The organism is Enterobacter sp. CP102 (assembly GCF_025152625.1).
GTDB classification, from domain to species: domain Bacteria; phylum Pseudomonadota; class Gammaproteobacteria; order Enterobacterales; family Enterobacteriaceae; genus Enterobacter; species Enterobacter soli.
Genome location: NZ_CP104014.1, coordinates 3,994,494 through 4,012,374, shown reverse-complemented (window position 1 = coordinate 4,012,374; position 17,881 = coordinate 3,994,494). Strand labels below are relative to the sequence as shown.

Below are 17,881 nucleotides of genomic sequence, written 5' to 3'. Positions count from 1 at the left end.
GATTTGCCCGCTGGGTTTGATCGCGGGCGCAACTAATGCAGACTTTTCTGGTGGCGGTGTTCACAAAAGAGTCCAGGAGTACATTTTCAGCCAGCACTCTACACGATACGCTCAAATCCTGCCGCTAAATCCGCAATTAAATCGTCCACATTTTCTAAACCAATATGCAGGCGGATCAGGGTGCCGCTGAAGTCCACCTCGCCGCCCGGGCGCAGGTCTGCTATCTGCTCTGGCTGGTTTGGCAGGATCAGTGATTCAAAGCCGCCCCAGGAGTAGGCCATGCTGAAGAGGGCAAAATTATCCAGATAGCTTGCCAGCTCATCGTTATTCAGCCGTTTTTTAAGAACGAATGAGAACAACCCGCTGCTGCCTGTAAAGTCACGTTGCCAGAACTCGTGGCCTTTGCTGCCCGGCAGCGCAGGGTGGTTGACGCGTTCAACCTGCGGGTGCTGCGCCAGCCATTCAGCGATTTTCAGGCTGCTTTCGTGATGCTGACGCAGACGCACGCCCAGCGTACGGATCCCGCGGCTGGTCATGTAGGCGGTATCGGCATCAACCATTTGCCCCATCAGATAGGCATTTTCACGCAATTGATCCCAGCAGCGGGCATTGGACACGGCGGTGCCAATCATACCGTCGGAGTGGCCAATCAGGTATTTGGTTGCGGCCTGAATAGAGATATCAATGTCGAAATCCAGCGCCTTAAACAGCACGCCTGCCGCCCAGGTGTTGTCGATCATGATGATGGCTTCCGGCGCTTTGCTGCGCACGGCTTTCACAATGGCAGGTACGTCATGCACTTCCATGGTGATAGAGCCCGGAGATTCCAGGAACACGATGCGCGTGTTTGGCTGAATAAGCTCGGCGATGCCTTCACCAATCAGCGGATCAAACCAGCCAGTGGTGACGCCGAGCTTGCTGAGAATTTTGGTGCAGAAGTCCTGGCTTGGTTCATAGGCGGTGTTGGTCATCAGGATATGGTCGCCCTGTTCCACAAACGCCAGAATGGTATTGGCAACCGCCGCAGCCCCACACGGGAACAGTGCGCAGCCTGCGCCGCCTTCCAGTTCGCACATGGCTTCCTGCAGGGAAAAATGGGTCAGCGTCCCGCGACGACCGTAAAACAGCCCGCCTTTGGCACGGTTACGCGTTGCGATTTTTTTGTCCTCAACGGTATCAAATACCAGTGAAGAGGCCCGCTGAATCACGCTGTTCACCGATCCCAGTGTGTATTTCTTGCTGCGTCCTGCCTGCACAAGCGTGGTATCAAGCTGCTTCTTAGTCATGTTCGCCAACCCTGTTTTTATACGTCTGGACGTCCAGACTACCACGATTGAAAAAATGTGCACCCGGATGCTTATCGAATAAGCAGAAAATTTTATGAAAAATACGCATAAGAAATTTTTACTGCGTAAGCGCAAGGAAAGTGAGCGAAAATTACGGCAGTATGTAAATACTAATGAGAACTACTATCAATTCGACGTCGTTTTGATATTATTACGCTCAGATTTTGTGATTTGCGTCCTGGAGATACAGAGTGGGTAATAATTTGATGCAGGCGGATCTCTCCGTCTGGGGCATGTATCATCATGCTGACATCGTGGTTAAGATTGTGATGATCGGCCTGATTCTGGCGTCCGTTGTCACCTGGGCTATTTTCTTCAGTAAGAGCGTTGAGCTCATTTCGCAGAAGCGTCGCCTCAAGCGCGAACAGCAGCAGCTGGCAGAAGCCCGTTCGCTGGATCAGGCTTCTGATATGACCTCTTCCTTCCACACGAAAAGCCTGACCACCCTGTTAGTAAACGAAGCTCAGAACGAGCTGGAACTCTCCGCAGGCAGTGAAGATAACGAAGGTATTAAAGAACGTACCGGCTTCCGTCTGGAGCGTCGCGTCGCCGCTGTTGGCCGTCATATGGGCCGCGGTAATGGATATCTGGCCACTATCGGTGCGATTTCCCCGTTCGTGGGTCTGTTCGGTACGGTGTGGGGCATCATGAACAGCTTCATCGGCATTGCCCAGACGCAAACCACCAACCTGGCGGTTGTGGCGCCGGGTATCGCAGAAGCGCTGCTGGCAACGGCAATCGGCCTGGTGGCGGCAATTCCTGCGGTGGTTATCTACAACGTCTTCGCGCGTATGATTGGCAGCTACAAAGCCACTCTGGGCGACGTGGCAGCGCAGGTTCTGCTGCTGCAAAGCCGTGACCTTGACCTTAACGCCAGCTCCGTTAAACCGGTACACGCGGCGTCGAAACTGCGTGCAGGTTGATTAGCTATGGCAATGCGTCTTAACGAAAATCTGGACGATAACGGCGAAATGCATGAAATCAACGTGACGCCGTTTATTGACGTTATGCTGGTTCTGTTGATTATCTTCATGGTTGCGGCGCCGCTGGCGACGGTTGACGTGAAGGTGAATCTGCCGGCCTCTTCCAGCCAGCCGCAGCCGCGCCCGGAAAAGCCTATTTATCTGTCGGTGAAGGCCGATAAATCCATGTTCCTGGGCAATGACCCGGTGACGGATGAATCAGTTATCCCGGCGCTGGAGCAGCTTACTGGCGGGAAGAAAGACACCACCGTCTTCTTCCGCGCGGATAAAACGGTTGATTATGAAACCATGATGAAGGTAATGGACACGCTGCATCAGGCGGGTTACCTGAAGATTGGCCTGGTCGGCGAAGAAAAAGCCGCCGTCAAATAAAAGTGAGCTGGCGAAAGCCTAATGCTTGTCAGTTAAGCACGGTGCATGATTCCGTTCACCTTAATATCAGCAGAAAATAATTTGTTCAGAACCTGTGAACGGGATAAGGGGGCCACCGCGGCCCCCTTATCAATCCCCGCGGCCCGCAATGAAATCGGTGCTTCGCACTGCGCTCACCTCCCGACCGTCTGCCTGCGGTCGGCTCGACTCGACATCCTGTCTCATTTCGCCTCTGGCCGCCATCCATGGCGTCCAGCCCTTGTCATCCGGTCTCCGGTTCGCCGATTTCAGCGGGACTCAACATCCGTGCCATTTTCAGGCCGCAGAGAAGGTTGAGGGTGCGTGAGTCCGGCTGAAAATCGCCGAAGCGTTTCCTGAAGGCCGGGGCGAGGCGCATGGATGCGCCGAGAGGGCGGATTTACAGGGAAGTTACCTCCGCCCGTCCCTGATAAGCCGGAAGGAATAAGCTGAGGACAAAATTGCCAGGAGCAATTTTGGACAGCGCTTGCGCTGGCCCCGAAGGGGTGAGCCCCAGGGATGGGGCGAACAATCCGCGAAGCGGCGATTTTCTTTGCCGGGAGCCGGGATTGCTAAGGGGGCGGCGGCAGCCCCCTTAGCACGTTCACCGCAGCGGATTATGCAGGTAGCAGGAAAGTCTGAGTGAACGGAACGATGCCACTAAAATAACAGAGTGGCTTAATATCGCTTAACTGACTGGCATTAAGCTGGCGAAAGCCAGCTTTTTTTCTGCTGTATATCCCCACTCTTCATATTTATTTATCAATAAAGCCATAGTAAATAATCTATTGATAGTTAAGAAAATATCAGTATTCGGCTGCCTTATCAGAATATATCTTTTTACTGAAATGGCATCGTGGGATATACCCACTACGCTTAAAACAGATAATAAAAAATACCTTCTTTTGAAGGGCTTATTTCACCTGCACAGCAAGAGACTCTCTATGGCGATGACGACATGGCTGCACCCGCACGCACCTCAACGCGACCTCATCTCTTTATCTGCAATACGACAACGTGCTGACCGCTTAATGCTGGTGCTTATCTGGGCCATGTGGGGCGTTTCGCTGTGCGTGGGATATATGAACGACAATATGGCGCAGGGGGCGATTATCAGCACTCTGCTGAGCTGTGGCTCGACTCTGCTGGCGGTGCTTTTCCCCGGCTCGTTGCTGCTGCGCCTGAGCTTTGCCTTCGTTCTGATGGCGTTTTCCGCGCTGCTTATCCATCTGGGCGAAGGGGAGACGGAATATCACTTCTCTGTTTTTGTCCTGCTTTCGGCGCTGCTGGCCTGGCGTGACTGGCGTCCGCTGGTGATGGGTGCTGCGGTTATCGCGCTGCACCATCTGGTGTTTAATTATCTTCAGGAAAATGGGTTGTACGGCGTGGTGGTCTTTATGCACACCGGTTTTCATATGGTGGTCTTCCACGGCCTGTTTGTGGTGGTACAGACGGCCATTCTTGTCCTGATGGCGGTACGCATGGAGCAGGATGCCCGTTCGGCCAGCGAGGTGGCGAGGCTCGCGGGGGTTATTAACCGCGAACCAGGTTATCTGACGCTGGCGGTGGATAGCGAGCCTGCCGACTCCTCTTTCGCCCGCACCTTCAGCCTGACGCTTGGCACAATGCGTTCCACGCTTGAGCAGGTGAGCGCCAATATCGGGCAACTGCTGGAGGCCTCACGGGCATTGCGGCAGCGTAACAGCGCACTCTCAGAGCGAACCGACCATCAGGCGTCATCGCTTGCGACGGCGGCCAGCGCAATGGAGCATCTCAGCACCGTGGCGACCCAGACCAGCCAGAAGGCCATTCAGGTGCGGGAGATGGCGCTGAGTGCCAGCGAGGTGGCAGAACGGGGGGGCGAGAACGTTCGCCGGGCCGTCGCGGCCATGGATCAGATCCGTGAAGAGTCCCGGCGAATTTACGCCATTCTTGAGCTGATTGACGGTATTGCATTCCAGACGAATATTCTGTCGCTCAATGCTTCTGTCGAGGCGGCAAGAGCAGGGGAGCACGGGAAAGGGTTCGCTGTGGTGGCCTCTGAGGTGCGCACGTTGGCCCAGCGCAGTGAAGAGGCGGCAAAAGAGATCCGTCAGCTGCTGACAATCTCCCAGACGACCACGCAGCAGGGTGTGGAGCACGTTGAGCAGGCCGGACAGACGATGAAATCCATTATTGAGAGCATCGATGGATTACGTTCGCTGCTGGAGGAGCTTTCGCAGATGAGTGAAGATCAACGGGCCAGCATCGCGCAAATGAACGGCAGTATTGCCAGTATTGATGCCAGCGTGCAGGAGAATGTGCGGCATGTCGCGCAGACGATACAGGTTGCCGAGCAGCAACAGCAGCAGACCGGGCAGTTAAAAGAGGCGATAGCGGTATTTAGATTTGATTAGCTTTTTGGTTCAGCGGGCGCGTTGGTTTTAGATGCCAGCGCGTCTTCATTCAGCGCGACATAGGTGACATTCGACGTGCGGTATTCGCCGTCGGAGAGTTTGCGGGTCAGACGCAGGGTGGCCGTTTCTTTGGCCAGCAGGTACTGGTAGTTGGCTTCCAGACGCCCGAGGATCTTCTCTTTTAGCTCTGGCCGCTGCTCAATCAACGCATTAATCACTGCGCCGTAAATCTCCTCTTTAACCTGGAGCGCATAAATCTCGCGGCGGTTCTGCCATTTCAGACGCACCAGCGTAGCGGGTATTGAAACCAAATCTTGCGTAATACGCGTCATTTCCACATTTTTTGTGTTTCGCAATGCCTCCAGATTTTGCTCTAAGATAAACTCGTCACTTTTTTTGTCATCTAAAGTCAAATAGACATTGTTATCTTCAGTACCTTTCACGTTAATCATCCCCAAGGTTATAAAAAATAGGGTTGTTTTTTTCGCGGGTAATTAAATTAAGCCAAATTTCATTGCCGGCTTCATTTATTTCTTTTGTTTTTTCGACCATTATTTGACTTAGTGTCTGGGCATCTATTTCGCCCTCGGCCTGCAAGTCATCCAGAAGGTGAACAAAGGCTTCGATTTTAACAACGCGAAATAACCGGTCTTTTATATGACGATCGTGCTCTTCCAGCAACATATTACGAGACTTCCCGGTACGGGAAACACCAATTAATATGTCTGCTTCAAAATCAGAGAGTTTTCTTTTCCCTTGAGTGAAATTAGCCTCTTTTTCTGCTTTCGCCGGTTGCTGTTCCACAGGCGCAATGTGGTACTTAGCCGGGACAAGATTGTCGGGCAGCATTTTTAATTTCCTTTAATTTCAAAAGGGTGGGGTTGGTAAAGGCGTGAGATTCGTTGACAATAACATGAGGCAATTTTAAAATCAAAAAAAATGGAGCCTACCCATGAACAGCATTTTTTTTACGGTCATCACATTACTATTACTGACCGCTGGTGTTCTTTTATTGATGCAAGAGTTCAATAAAACGAAAGTGTCGAAGGACGCCAGTGAACCGCCTAAACCTGAACTGATGAGCAAAGAGGAAGGGGAAGATCATTTTTCCGTTTTGATGAACTCTGTGACACCAGTTTGGTACTGGCGAGTTAACCACGAATATATCGACTTTCTTCATGCCACAATAAAACGCATGAAGATGTCGCAAATTAATGACACGCCAGGGCTGTTTGAAGCTCAGCGCCGTTGCAGCGACCTGAATTCCGCTGTGTATAAATATTACGACAATATCAAGAAGCGTTGTCTTAATGGTGAGAAAGTGTCGTATTCCGATCTGGATGTTTTAAATTTGCGTCAGTGCTTTCGCGAGTTCAGCTTGGAAGCGTACCCGGAACTGGTTGTGCTGGTATGGCCTGAATATGCACGCCCTGAAGTAAACCCGGATGATGTGTAGGTGTTTTGTTGGTTAGTTGTTGCAAAGAGTAAGCGCCGTTAAGATATACTGCGCTTATTTCTTTTGCACAAAGGACTTTATGGAACGCTTTTTTGAAAATGCAATGTATGCCTCTCGTTGGTTACTGGCACCCGTCTATTTCGGCCTTTCTCTGGCACTGGTCGCACTGAGCATTAAGTTTTTTCAGGAAATTTTTCACGTCTTACCCAACATTTTTTCCGTTGCTGAATCCGATTTGATCCTGGTGTTGCTGTCACTGGTGGATATGACGCTGGTGGGCGGTTTGCTGGTAATGGTGATGTTCTCTGGCTACGAGAACTTTGTGTCTCAGCTCGATATCGACGAGCATAAAGAAAAACTGAGCTGGCTGGGCAAAATGGATGCCTCGTCGCTGAAGAACAAAGTCGCCGCCTCGATTGTGGCCATCTCTTCCATCCACCTGCTGCGCGTGTTTATGGACGCGAAGAATATCCCGGATAACAAGCTGATGTGGTATGTGATTATCCACCTGACGTTTGTGCTGTCGGCGTTTTTGATGGGGTATCTGGATAAGATCAGTAAGAAATAAAGTCCCCCTCAGCCCTCACCCCAAAGGGGAGAGGGCTGAGGAGTGAGGGTAACAGACCGCTCTATTTATCCGACGACGCCTGCCACAGATTCAACTCTCCATCCGCAACATGCTGGTCAATCCGCTTCAGCTCATCGTCCGTAAAGCGCAGGTTATTCAGCGCCTGGACGTTCTCTTCCAGCTGTTCCGGGCGGCTTGCGCCAATCAGCACCGACGTCACGCGTTCATCTTTAAGCAGCCAGCTCAGGGCCATTTGTGCCATGGACTGCCCGCGGGTGTGGGCCATCTCGTTCAACAAACGCAGGCTGTTGAGGTTAGCTTCCGTCAGCATTTTTTCCGTCAGGCCGCGCACTTTCTTGCCTTCGCGCTGCATCCGCGAGCCATCAGGAATACCGTTCAGGTATTTCCCCGTCAGCAACCCCTGCGCCAGCGGCGTAAAGGCGATACAGCCGGTGCCGTTTTCCGCCAGGGTATCCAGCAGCCCGGTTTTATCCACCCAGCGGTTGAGCAGGTTGTAGGACGGCTGATGGATAAGCAACGGGATCTTCCACTCGCGCAGCAGCTCGGCCATTTTCTGCGTGCGCTCGGTTGAGTAGGAGGAGATGCCCACATACAGCGCTTTGCCGCTTTGTACGGCGTGCGCCAGCGCTGAGGCCGTCTCTTCCATTGGCGTGTTTTCATCCACGCGGTGGGAATAGAAAATATCCACATACTCCACGCCCATACGCTTCAGGCTCTGGTCGAGACTGGCGAGCAGATATTTACGTGAACCGCCGGAACCATACGGCCCCGGCCACATGTCGTAGCCCGCTTTGGTGGAGATAATCAGCTCGTCACGATGCGCGGCAAAATCCTCGCGCAGCAGGCGGCCAAAATTCTCTTCGGCGCTGCCTGCAGGCGGGCCGTAGTTGTTGGCGAGGTCAAAATGGGTAATGCCAAGGTCGAAGGCTTTACGCAACAGCGTGCGCTGGGAATCGAGCGCCTGAACGTGGCCAAAGCTGTGCCACAGGCCAAGTGACAGCGCAGGCAGACGCAGGCCACTTTTTCCGCAGTAGCGGTACTGCATATTTTCATAGCGGCCGGAGTAAGGGTGCCAGGACATGATGTCTCCTTTCTTGTCGATGAATTTTCGAAACAACGTTTTCATTCTATGCTTATCAAATCACAATTCATGGAGATAAGCGATGACGCGCCTGACCGCCAAAGATTTTCCACAGGAATTGCTCGACTATTACGACTACTACGCCCACGGTAAAATCAACAAACGCGAGTTCCTGAATCTCGCGGCTCGCTACGCCGTGGGGGGCGTAACGGCGCTGGCCCTGTTCAATATGCTCAAACCCAACTACGCGCTGGCAGAGCAGGTCAAATTCACCGATCCCGATATCCTGCCTGAATATATTCACTACCCCTCGCCAAACGGCCACGGTGAAGTGCGTGGCTATCTGGTGAAGCCGGCTAAAGCCAGCGGAAAAGTCCCTGCCGTGGTGGTGGTTCATGAAAACCGGGGTCTTAATCCGTATATCGAAGATGTGGCAAGACGCGTGGCAAAAGCCGGATACATCGCGCTGGCGCCAGACGGTTTAAGCTCGGTGGGTGGTTATCCGGGCAATGACGAAGAAGGGAAAGTTTTGCAGCAGAAGGTTGACCCGACAAAACTGATGAACGACTTCTTTGCCGCCGTCGAGTTTATGAAAAAGCACCCGGATGCCAGCGGCAAAGTGGGGATAACCGGATTTTGCTACGGCGGAGGTGTGTCAAACGCCGCCGCAGTGGCGTACCCGGAGCTGGATTGCGCTGTGCCGTTTTACGGACGCCAGCCCGCCGCGGCAGATGTTCCGAAAATAAAAGCGCCACTTCTGCTGCATTATGCCGGGCTGGATAAAAATATTAATGAGGGCTGGCCTACCTATGAAGCAGCGCTTAAATTGAATAATAAAGTTTACGAGGCGTACATCTATCCGGGCGTAAACCACGGATTTCACAACGATTCTACCCCAAGGTACGACGAACCCGCAGCGGAGCTTGCCTGGAAGCGAACGTTAAGCTGGTTTGAAAAGTACCTGAATTGACTAAAAAAACGCCGCCAAAATTCATCATAAAAGGTTAGATTTTCCGCAGCATCTGCCGATAACGAGGGTAAGTCTCGCCTCTGGGCGAATTCACCCTCACGGCAAGGAACACTCTATGCAGATGCTTCGTAATTTCACGATCCGCTTCGTCATGCTGACGATACTGGGGATCTTTTGTTTAATGTGGGCAGGCGTTGGCCTGTACAGCACCTGGTCGCTCTCCCGGGTGTCTGACGGCAACGAAGTTGACAGACAGCTGGTGCAGCAGATGACGGTGCTCAGCCAGGGCAACGATCAGTATTTCCGCTTTGTTACGCGCCTGAGCCGCGCGATGGAAGTCAAAGCCAGCGGGGGTAACCCTGACCTGGCATCTGCACAGCAGGCGCTGGAGAACATGAGCAAAAAGCTGGAGCAGATGAAGGCCATCTCTCCAGGCCCTATGGATGAGCAGGTTTCCGCTCAGGTGATCAGCTCCTGGCAGGCGCTGCTCGACCAGGGTATTGCACCGCAGATGCAGCAGGCGCAGCAGGGGCAACTGGACGGCTATCGCCAGCAGGCGAACAACGTTACTCCGCCGCTGAGCCGCGCGTTTGGTGCTGCCGCAGAAAGTTTTAACAAAGCCGCGGGCGACCGTCTGGACTCCACCCGTGTGGTGGTCGACGGCCTGACCACCATGACCCGCACCGTGATTATCGCTGCCACCATTATTGGCCTGCTGATCCTGCTCTTCACCGACCGCTACCTGGTGGCGATGCTGGTCAAACCGCTGGATCGTATCCGTCAGCAGTTCCGCCAGATTGCGCAGGGCGACCTCAGCCATCCGATTGAACCTTTTGGCCGCAACTGCGTGGGGCAGCTGGTTCCGCTGCTGAGCGCCATGCAGGACAGCCTGCGTGAAGCCGTAAGCACAATCCGCTCGGGCAGTGAAAATATCTGGCGCGGTGCGACGGAAATCTCCAGCGGTAACAACGATCTCTCTTCCCGTACTGAAGAGCAGGCCGCCGCGCTGGAAGAGACGGCGGCCAGCATGGAGCAGCTGACCGCAACGGTGAAGCTGAATGCCGAAAGCGCGCGTCAGGCCAGCCAGCTGGCAGATGTGGCGTCAACCACCGCCAGCCGCGGAGGCTCGCTGGTGGATGATGTCGTCACCACCATGAGCGGTATTTCCGACAGCTCGAAGAAAATCGCTGAAATCACCAACGTGATCAACAGCATTGCTTTCCAGACCAACATTCTGGCGCTTAACGCCGCGGTAGAAGCGGCGCGCGCAGGCGAGCAGGGGCGTGGTTTTGCGGTTGTCGCCGGTGAAGTGCGTAACCTGGCAAGCCGCAGCGCCAATGCGGCAAAAGAGATCGAAGGGCTGATTGCCGATTCCGTCAACCGCGTGGAGCAGGGTGCGCAGCTGGTTAATGACACCGGCACCACCATGGAAGCGATTCTGCGTGCCGTCACCGAAGTGACCACCATTATGAAGCAGATTGCGTCCGCATCGGAAGAGCAGAGCAAAGGTATTTCGCAGGTTGGCGTGGCCATCAGCCAGATGGACGGCGTAACGCAGCAGAACGCCTCGCTGGTGGAACAAGTTTCCGCTGCGGCATCCGCGCTGGAGCGCCAGACCGAAGATTTGCAACGCTCGGTGCAGAAATTCCGCTTATCAGCCCAGGAGCCACAAACTCAGGCTGCTGCCACCCCGCTCAAAACTCCCGCACGTGCTAAACCTGCGGCGACGCCGGACGACTGGGTTTCGTTCTAAATCTCCATCCTGAAGGCCGCCTTGTGCGGCCTTAATTATCTCTGGCTATCGCTCAAAATATCGCTATATAATTTAATATATAGCGATTGAGGGCAAAGCGATGGAAAACCATTTTGGCAAAGGGCTGATGGCGGGAATGCGGGCAGCGCAGGCCGACACTGCGAAAAATGTGGCGCACTTCTGTGCTGACTATAAGCGTGGGTTTGTGCTGGGCTTTTCGCACCGGATGTTTGAGAAAACCGGCGATCGTCAGCTTAGCGCGTGGGAAGCGGGGATTTTAACCCGCCGTTACGGGCTGGAGCGGGACATGGTGATGGACTTCTTCAAAGAGAGCCACTCCAGCACCGTGTTGCGCTATTTTATGGCAGGCTATCGTCTGGAAGGCTGACAGCCCTGGATGACATGCGTCACCTGCGAAAGCTGGCCGATTTTCACTTCGCTCGAACGCTGAAATTTACTTTTGTCGATCAGCAGCAAAGACTGGCTGGCGCGGCTTAACAGCTGTGCTTTAAACGCGGCGTTGTGCGCAACCGGGTCCCACATGATGCCCTGCTCATCCACGCCTTCGCAGGAAAAGATAAACAGGTCTATTTCCAGCGCTTTGAGCTGGGTTACCAGCGCCGGGTTGACGTAACAGCGGTACTTGCGCTCCAGCGTTCCGCCGGAACAGATCAGCGTGATTTTCTCGCGGCGGGCCATTTCATGGCAGATGGGCAGGCTGTTGGTAAAAACCGTCAGCTCCAGGTCAGGCAGCTGTCGCGCCAGATGAAAACAGGTTGAGCTGGCATCCAGCGCAATCGTCATGCCTTCGCTGATGTATTTCAGCGCGTGCCGGGCAATATCGGCTTTATCGGCGTAATGGCTTTTGAGCCGCGCGCCAAATGGCTCGCCGCTATCGCGACTGTCGGGGTGGATCAGCCGTGCCCGTCCGTGCTGGCGCAGGATCTTCCCCTGCTGTTGCAGGCCGCTCAGATCGCGACGGATCGTCTCTTTGCTGACGCCGAGATGCTCTGCCAGCGCGTCGGTGGTGAGCCAGTCGCTGTTGCTCAGCAGTTCAACGATGCTTTGCTGTCGGCTTTCCTTCATGCGTCCGTTCCGGTGCGTGAGATAGAGATAAGCGTTGTGCCAATTGCCACGCCGTTTTTCCCGGTGTGTTTAATCTGGTACATCGACTGATCCGCGCGTCTGAGCGCATTCACAAAATCATCCAGCGCTTGCACTTCGTCAATCCCAATCGATGCGCCCACCCGCGCCTCGCCGTTATCCAGTTCGAACGGCATCAGCGCCGCCCGCAGGCAACTGTGCGCGGTGCTGTTAACCAGTAAACTGGAGAGCGGGAAGGGCAGCAGCAGCACAAATTCATCTCCACCGAGTCGGCCGACAATCGTGCCTTCCGGGCAACTCCTGCGCAGGCGCTGACTGAGCTGAATTAAAAGTTCATCGCCGCTGCGGTGGCCGAAAGTGTCATTCACGGCTTTAAAGTCGTCGAGATCGATAAACGCCACGCACAGCGGGCCGATAGCTTTTAGCTCGGCAAAATGCTGGATCAGCGCATGGCGGTTGGCAAGGCCGGTGAGTGGGTCGTGGTTGGCAAGCAGTGCGAGCTGTTCTTCATACTGCTTCTCTTTGGTCATGTCGATGTGGGTGCCGGTCACCTTGAGGGGATTCCCCTCATCGTCCCATTCGCTGACGCGACCCCGGTCCAGCACCCAGGTAATGGTGCCGTTTTTATGCTGCATCCGGTGCAATGCTTCGTAGAAGGGCGTTTTGCCGTTCAGGTGATCGTAGAAGGCGTCCAGTACCTGCTGTTTATCTTCCGGGTGAAGATGTTCGCGCCAGACCTCAAACTGTGCGTTCAGCTCTTTGGGCTGATAGCCGAGCATAGAGCCCCAGCGGCGGTTATAAATAATCAGTTTTCCCGTAGGTACGTCGAGCTGCCACAGACACAGACCCGTGCCGTCGAGAGCGGCGCTGAGTTTGCTGCGGGCGTCACGCGCCAGCCTGGCAAGCCGGGCGTTATGCTTTTTCAGATTCTGAATCTGCTGTTTTAGCGCCTGTTCTGACATGCGACGATTCTTCGGGAAATAAGAATGATTTTTGCCAGTTTAGACGTGCTTGTAAATATGATGTTGAAAAAAGAAGGTGATTTGCGTTAAGTCGAGCGCAAGGTGATTAACGTGCCATTTAGCTATCTCCGCAAGTGCTATTCTTTGGCGATCCCTGATGTATTTTCGGCCCATCTTTTAAAAGGTGTTGCTATGAACAGATCTGCATCTGCCATTACATTCCTCTCATTCATCTTTATTATGCTGTGCTCTTTTACGGTTAGCGCAACCGAGCAGGGGCAACAGCGCCGTGAAGCGCGTGATACGCGGCAGGATACCCGTGAAGCGTCCCGGCATGTGAAGCAAACCTGTGTGGTTAACAACAACCAGAGTAATCACGACTGCCGTCAGGACAAGCGGCAAATGAAACAGGCCGGACGGCAAAAAGCGCGGGACATAAAGTATTGATCCGTTTTGCGAGGCGGCTTCCGGGAATGCCCCTTGTCGCCTCGTCTTAATCGCAGTATCTTTTTGCCGCGCCTGCAAAATCAGGCGTCGGGATTAGCCTCTCGGGTAAAATTACAGGCGGCATAGTAATATGCCGTGCGCACGGTTACACCTCAATGGCGGGCCGGGCGGGGGCGTCGCAAGACGCGCCGGTTTCCTGTAATGCCGGTAAGGCTAACTCCGCTCGGTTCTGCCACCATGAGATTAGCCTCTCTGGTGGCAGATAAATGCAAATTACAGGAGGCTGCCATCATGGCTACAACCCCAACCCAGACACACGCGTTATTTACCACGCCCTTTGCCAATACCACCGATTTCACCGAGCTGGCGGATAACTGCGAGCAGTACGCTTATTCTCTGGTGGAATGCGAAGACATCACCGAAAAACTGGCGCTTTGCGGGCGTCTTTCTGCCTGTCTTGCGCTGCTGCAACCTACGCTGCACGAGCCTGTTCCGGCACACTTAATCCCGCATTTCACCGTGGACGATCTGCCGTCGCGCCTGCCTGCTTTTGAGCCTGAAAGTGACCAACTGGCGCAGTATTGTCAGGTATTAACGCAGTTGTTGATAAGCCGGGCATTGCCACCAGAGATGGCAGCGGTTATGGAAAGTTTGCTCTGTGAACTGGTGGATTATTTCGCCGATACGCTGAAAGCGCCGCGCTGGCTAAATACGCTGGAAGGGAATATCGCGATTAATTAAAAATCCGTAAGTTGCCGGGTGGCGGCTGCGCCTTACCCGGCCTGTACTATTTTTTTATATTTATGAATGTAACAATAAATTTGGCATTTTCTGCACATGGCAAAGAACGAAAATTAATATTGTCTTAAGAAAGGTTCTTCATAATTCTATTTCTGAATTGTACCTGGAATATAATTTACTATGAAGAATCTCTTTATTTTGCTGGCCGCTCTGGCCGGGTTAGTCATGGCCAATTCGGCAATGGCGCAAAGCGTCACCGTGGATGTGCCGAGTGGTTATAAAGTGGTGATTGTCCCGTCATCGACCACGGTCCCCCAGGCAGTGGCCGTTGCGCCGGCCCCCGCACCCACCACCTATGCTGCACCTGCGCCGGTTTATCACCCGCGTGCACGCCATGTGGCGAGCGTGGCGGAAGGGATGGTGATTGAACATCAGTATGATGATCACCATTAAGATTGGCACTTCTTCGGGCGTACGCTGTGCGCCTCTTACGCCGATGCGCGTAGGCCGGCAGATGCGATTCGGGAGATCGGGTATCCCGTCGCGGATGCCACTTCTGCGATTCGCTTAAACGAAGGGTTACCGTTGGGAGAAAGTGATTTGTAAAGCGATTCCCGGGAAATGCCCGCACGTTTTGCAATCACGGTCATTCCGCCAGAGGCTTCAATAACATGGCGTAATGCGAGCATAAATGCTTCATACCCCCCAGGCTCGTCAATTTCAATGAACGCCTGATGAAGGTAAACCGGTGCGAAATCCGGGGAATCTTTCAGGAGTTGAACCATTGCATCATCATGAAGTACTGATTTAGCCATTACGATTACCTCTTATACTCTGCGCTTATAGTCGTTGAGATACTCAACGGCTCTGGCAATATCTGCATTTTGCTTTTTTTTCGTACCGGTCAACAGCACCAGACTGACTGTTCCATCGGTGGGGTCTGAGACTTCACTAAAATAGACGCGATAGCCGGGTCCCTGGTCAATCCTAAGCTCTGAAACACTTTCTCTGCATGGCTTGCAATCACCATAGTTGCCTGTGGACATTCTGGCGACGCGTGTAGCGATCATCGCTTTTGCTATGGGATCTTTCACGCTGCGTAAATATGCATCAAAAGGGTCATATCCATCTGCTGTTGTATAGTGCTTAACCTTAGCCATTATTGTAGCCTGTAGTTTACGATATGCAAATGTATTGTAACCTTCAGGCTACGACAGACAACCGTTCTCAGCATAATGGCAGGATAACGTTGTTAATTCTGAAAGCTGATCGCAAAAAAGGAACAGGGGGCAGGCTATACGAGGGATGTGCGTAGGCCGGGCAAACGCAGTGCCGCCCGGCGAGGTTTTTAGTGCGTGGCTTCACCAATCAGCGCGCCAGAGCCAGCACCGACGGCCGCCCCTTTCAGCACGCTCTTACCGGTTACGGCCGCAGCGCCCGCGCCAACGGCAGCACCGACAGCACCGCCTTTACGCGCGGCTTTACCTTTATCGCCGTTTTTGAACATTGCCCCTGTACCCGCACCGACGACTGCGCCACCTACAGTAGACTTCACATCTTTGCCTGCAACGGCGCCAATGGCAGCGCCTGCTACCACACCGGCGGCGGTTTTATCCATCGCCATGGTGGAGGCAGAAACGATAAGGGTGGTGAGGAGAAGCGTGGTTTTGAGGTATTTCATGACGGTTCCTTGTAGTCGTAAATCAAACATCGCCGTGAAGTCTGCCAGTCGGTCCAAATACCCGGTAGGCCAATAATGCTTGTTTACCTACCCCCAAAGCACATCACGACTCCGATGCGCTATCGCTGTATAATCTTTTGCATAACGAAAATGTGAGGATTATATGAAACAGCGCTTTTGGCAGGCAGTCGCGTTTAGCGTACTGATTTTACTCCCGTTATCATCCCAGGCATCCCGCCAGATAACTGACCAGATTGGCCGTACCGTCACGATCCCTGATGAGGTTGACCGTGTGGTGGTGCTCCAGCACCAGACCCTGAACCTGCTGGTGCAGATGAACGCCACGGACAAAATCGTCGGCGTGATGGCGAACTGGAAGCAGCAACTGGGTGATGGCTATGCGCGCCTGGCACCAGAGCTGAACCAGAAAGCCGCGCTTGGTGACCTGACTCACGTCGACCCGGAAAAACTGGTGGCGCTGAAGCCGCAGGTGGTGTTCGTCACTAACTACGCCCCGCAGGAGATGATCGACAAGATCAGCAGCCTGGGTATTCCGGTGGTCGCCATTTCCCTGCGCCACGATGCTGCCGGTGAAAAAGCCAGGCTGAACCCGACGATGGCAGATGAAGAACAGGCTTACGATCTGGGCCTGCGCGAGGGGATCACCCTGATTGGCGAAATAGTTAATAAACAGCCAGAAGCGAAAGCCCTGATTGCAGCGACCGACAACGGCCGCAAAATGGTCAGCGACCGCCTGAAAGATATCCCGACAGAAAAACGTGTTCGCGCTTATATGGCTAACCCGGAACTCACCACCTACGGCTCCGGGAAATACACTGGCCTGATGATGGCGCACGCGGGCGCGGTTAACGTGGCGGCAGCGACCATTCAGGGTTTCAAAACCGTGGCGATGGAGCAGGTAATTGCCTGGAACCCGCAGGTGATCTTCGTGCAGGACCGTTACCCGTCCGTGGTGAACGAGATCAAAACCGGTGCGCAGTGGCAAACCATCGACGCGGTGAAAAATCAGCGTGTGTACCTGATGCCGGATTACGCCAAAGCCTGGGGCTACCCGATGCCGGAAGCCATGGGTATTGGCGAGCTGTGGATGGCGAAAAAGCTCTACCCGGAGAAGTTTAAAGACGTGGATATGCGTAAGGTCGCGAACGACTGGTATCAGCGTTTTTATCGCACCACATATCAGGGCATTGATTGATGCGCGTGCTGGCAGCGGGCAGCCTGCGGGTGGTGTGGCAGCACCTGATGGAGCACTTTCCTGAACCGGTGGAAACCCAGTTTGGCCCGGCCGGGCTGTTACGGGAACGTATTGAAACCGGTGAGCCGTGCGACCTGTTTGCTTCGGCAAATCTTGCCCATCCGCAGGCGTTATTTGCGGCCGGGCAGGCGTTATCGGTGGTGCCTTTTGCCCGCAATCAGCTTTGCCTGACCGTACGCAGCGATGTGCTGCGCGCCGGGGATGACTGGTTCTCTTTGCTTACCCGTGATGATGTGCGTGTCGCGACCTCGACGGCAGGCGCCGATCCGTCCGGGGATTACACCCTGGAGCTGTTTAGCCGAATGGGTGAAGCAGGTGAGAGGGTAAGAGTGCGGGCGAAAGCCCTGGTGGGCGGGCGAAATTCTGCGCCGATTCCGGCGGGTAAACTGGCGGCCGAGTGGATCATTCATAGCGGGCAGGCGGAGGTGTTTATCGGTTATGCCAGCTATGCCGCAAAATTGCGGGAGGTCGGCGGGCTGACGGTTATCGACATCCCTGCACCCTATAACCCGCGCGCGGAGTATGCGTGTGCGGTAGTGACGCCGCAGGGGAAAGCGCTGGCGGATTATCTGGTATCGGAAAAGGCAAAAACGATATTGTTAAAAGCAGGCTTCGGCGCGTAAATCCGCCGGGTGGCGCTGCGCTTACCCGGCCTACTGTTTTATTCCCTCTCCCCGTGGGCTGAGGGATCCCCAGTAATGTTTGT

At 54.0% G+C, this 17,881-nt stretch carries 22 protein-coding genes; 13 read left to right on the top strand and 9 right to left on the bottom strand.

The features are described 5' to 3' along the window. Positions 1-98 precede the first annotated feature (98 nt). The gene (gene metC, locus N1249_RS18915) at positions 99-1,286 is read right to left on the bottom strand and encodes a cystathionine beta-lyase (protein ID WP_259832008.1); all 1,188 of its coding nucleotides are present in this window, start codon (positions 1,284-1,286) and stop codon (positions 99-101) included. A gap of 251 nt (positions 1,287-1,537) precedes the next feature. Between metC and exbB the strand changes: the two genes are divergently transcribed. The 3 genes from exbB (at position 1,538) to N1249_RS18900 (ending at position 5,115) form a co-directional block, all read left to right on the top strand. Then, on the top strand, positions 1,538-2,269 hold the full coding sequence (gene exbB, locus N1249_RS18910; RefSeq protein ID WP_259832006.1) for a tol-pal system-associated acyl-CoA thioesterase: 732 nt from the start codon (positions 1,538-1,540) through the stop codon (positions 2,267-2,269). Positions 2,270-2,275: 6 nt separating this feature from the next. Next, the gene (exbD, locus tag N1249_RS18905; protein ID WP_259832005.1) at positions 2,276-2,701 is read left to right on the top strand and encodes a TonB system transport protein ExbD; all 426 of its coding nucleotides are present in this window, start codon (positions 2,276-2,278) and stop codon (positions 2,699-2,701) included. Positions 2,702-3,663: 962 nt separating this feature from the next. Next, complete coding sequence (locus tag N1249_RS18900) at positions 3,664-5,115, top strand: methyl-accepting chemotaxis protein (RefSeq protein ID WP_259832004.1); 1,452 nt, start codon at positions 3,664-3,666, stop codon at positions 5,113-5,115. Here the strand turns inward: N1249_RS18900 and N1249_RS18895 are convergent. Beyond that, entirely contained in the window at positions 5,112-5,567 is a 456-nt protein-coding gene (locus tag N1249_RS18895) for a cytoplasmic protein (protein WP_259832003.1), read from the bottom strand. The genes N1249_RS18900 and N1249_RS18895 overlap by 4 nt on opposite strands. Then, the gene (locus tag N1249_RS18890) at positions 5,560-5,964 is read right to left on the bottom strand and encodes a hypothetical protein (protein WP_259832002.1); all 405 of its coding nucleotides are present in this window, start codon (positions 5,962-5,964) and stop codon (positions 5,560-5,562) included. The genes N1249_RS18895 and N1249_RS18890 overlap by 8 nt, the downstream gene beginning before the upstream one ends. Before the next feature lie 103 nt (positions 5,965-6,067). Here N1249_RS18890 and N1249_RS18885 point away from each other — a divergent pair, with 103 nt between their 5' ends. Together N1249_RS18885 and N1249_RS18880 are read left to right on the top strand one after the other, a co-directional pair. Then, positions 6,068-6,571, top strand: coding sequence for an ESA_00282 family adhesion-associated protein (locus N1249_RS18885; RefSeq protein WP_014071751.1), 504 nt, complete (start codon positions 6,068-6,070; stop codon positions 6,569-6,571). Positions 6,572-6,650: 79 nt separating this feature from the next. Further along, positions 6,651-7,139, top strand: a complete 489-nt coding sequence (locus N1249_RS18880; protein ID WP_259832001.1) for a TIGR00645 family protein — start codon at positions 6,651-6,653, stop codon at positions 7,137-7,139. A 61-nt stretch (positions 7,140-7,200) separates the two neighbouring features. Here the strand turns inward: N1249_RS18880 and N1249_RS18875 are convergent, their stop codons facing one another. After that, the gene (locus N1249_RS18875; RefSeq protein ID WP_259832000.1) at positions 7,201-8,241 is read right to left on the bottom strand and encodes an aldo/keto reductase; all 1,041 of its coding nucleotides are present in this window, start codon (positions 8,239-8,241) and stop codon (positions 7,201-7,203) included. Positions 8,242-8,323: 82 nt separating this feature from the next. Between N1249_RS18875 and yghX the strand changes: the two genes are divergently transcribed. From yghX to N1249_RS18860, 3 genes are all read left to right on the top strand, one after another. After that, the gene (gene yghX, locus N1249_RS18870) at positions 8,324-9,211 is read left to right on the top strand and encodes a YghX family hydrolase (protein ID WP_217186944.1); all 888 of its coding nucleotides are present in this window, start codon (positions 8,324-8,326) and stop codon (positions 9,209-9,211) included. Between the two features lie 115 nt (positions 9,212-9,326). Beyond that, entirely contained in the window at positions 9,327-10,964 is a 1,638-nt protein-coding gene (locus N1249_RS18865; protein WP_259831999.1) for a methyl-accepting chemotaxis protein, read from the top strand. Positions 10,965-11,064: 100 nt separating this feature from the next. Continuing rightward, the gene (locus N1249_RS18860; RefSeq protein WP_259831998.1) at positions 11,065-11,352 is read left to right on the top strand and encodes a DUF2623 domain-containing protein; all 288 of its coding nucleotides are present in this window, start codon (positions 11,065-11,067) and stop codon (positions 11,350-11,352) included. Here the strand turns inward: N1249_RS18860 and fucR are convergent. Continuing rightward, complete coding sequence (gene fucR, locus N1249_RS18855; protein WP_259831997.1) at positions 11,334-12,050, bottom strand: L-fucose operon activator; 717 nt, start codon at positions 12,048-12,050, stop codon at positions 11,334-11,336. The genes N1249_RS18860 and fucR overlap by 19 nt on opposite strands. Beyond that, positions 12,047-13,030, bottom strand: a complete 984-nt coding sequence (locus N1249_RS18850; protein WP_259831996.1) for a sensor domain-containing diguanylate cyclase — start codon at positions 13,028-13,030, stop codon at positions 12,047-12,049. Before N1249_RS18850 ends, fucR begins: the two co-directional genes overlap by 4 nt. Before the next feature lie 192 nt (positions 13,031-13,222). On the opposite strand from N1249_RS18850, the gene N1249_RS18845 reads away from it, so the two are divergent. From N1249_RS18845 to N1249_RS18835, 3 genes are all read left to right on the top strand, one after another. Next, positions 13,223-13,477 (top strand): hypothetical protein, encoded by a 255-nt coding sequence (locus N1249_RS18845; protein ID WP_259831995.1) that lies wholly within the window; start codon positions 13,223-13,225, stop codon positions 13,475-13,477. A 291-nt stretch (positions 13,478-13,768) separates the two neighbouring features. Further along, positions 13,769-14,218 (top strand): hypothetical protein, encoded by a 450-nt coding sequence (locus tag N1249_RS18840; RefSeq protein WP_259831994.1) that lies wholly within the window; start codon positions 13,769-13,771, stop codon positions 14,216-14,218. 180 nt (positions 14,219-14,398) lie between these two features. After that, complete coding sequence (locus N1249_RS18835) at positions 14,399-14,671, top strand: hypothetical protein (RefSeq protein ID WP_259831993.1); 273 nt, start codon at positions 14,399-14,401, stop codon at positions 14,669-14,671. Positions 14,672-14,706: 35 nt separating this feature from the next. Here the strand turns inward: N1249_RS18835 and N1249_RS18830 are convergent, their stop codons facing one another. The 3 genes from N1249_RS18830 to N1249_RS18820 form a co-directional block, all read right to left on the bottom strand. Then, on the bottom strand, positions 14,707-15,033 hold the full coding sequence (locus N1249_RS18830; RefSeq protein WP_259831992.1) for a DNA-binding protein: 327 nt from the start codon (positions 15,031-15,033) through the stop codon (positions 14,707-14,709). 12 nt (positions 15,034-15,045) lie between these two features. Next, on the bottom strand, positions 15,046-15,378 hold the full coding sequence (locus tag N1249_RS18825; protein WP_259831991.1) for a type II toxin-antitoxin system RelE/ParE family toxin: 333 nt from the start codon (positions 15,376-15,378) through the stop codon (positions 15,046-15,048). 188 nt (positions 15,379-15,566) lie between these two features. Continuing rightward, positions 15,567-15,899 (bottom strand): glycine zipper family protein, encoded by a 333-nt coding sequence (locus N1249_RS18820; protein WP_259831990.1) that lies wholly within the window; start codon positions 15,897-15,899, stop codon positions 15,567-15,569. 163 nt (positions 15,900-16,062) lie between these two features. On the opposite strand from N1249_RS18820, the gene N1249_RS18815 reads away from it, so the two are divergent. Both N1249_RS18815 and N1249_RS18810 read left to right on the top strand, forming a co-directional pair. Next, a complete protein-coding gene (locus tag N1249_RS18815; protein ID WP_259831988.1) occupies positions 16,063-17,115 on the top strand; it encodes an ABC transporter substrate-binding protein in 1,053 nt (350 codons plus the stop codon). Next, positions 17,115-17,798 carry a molybdate ABC transporter substrate-binding protein gene (locus N1249_RS18810; protein WP_259831987.1) on the top strand — a complete coding sequence of 228 codons (684 nt, stop codon included), beginning with the start codon at positions 17,115-17,117 and terminating at the stop codon, positions 17,796-17,798. Before N1249_RS18815 ends, N1249_RS18810 begins: the two co-directional genes overlap by 1 nt. The last annotated feature ends 83 nt before the right edge of the window (positions 17,799-17,881 follow it).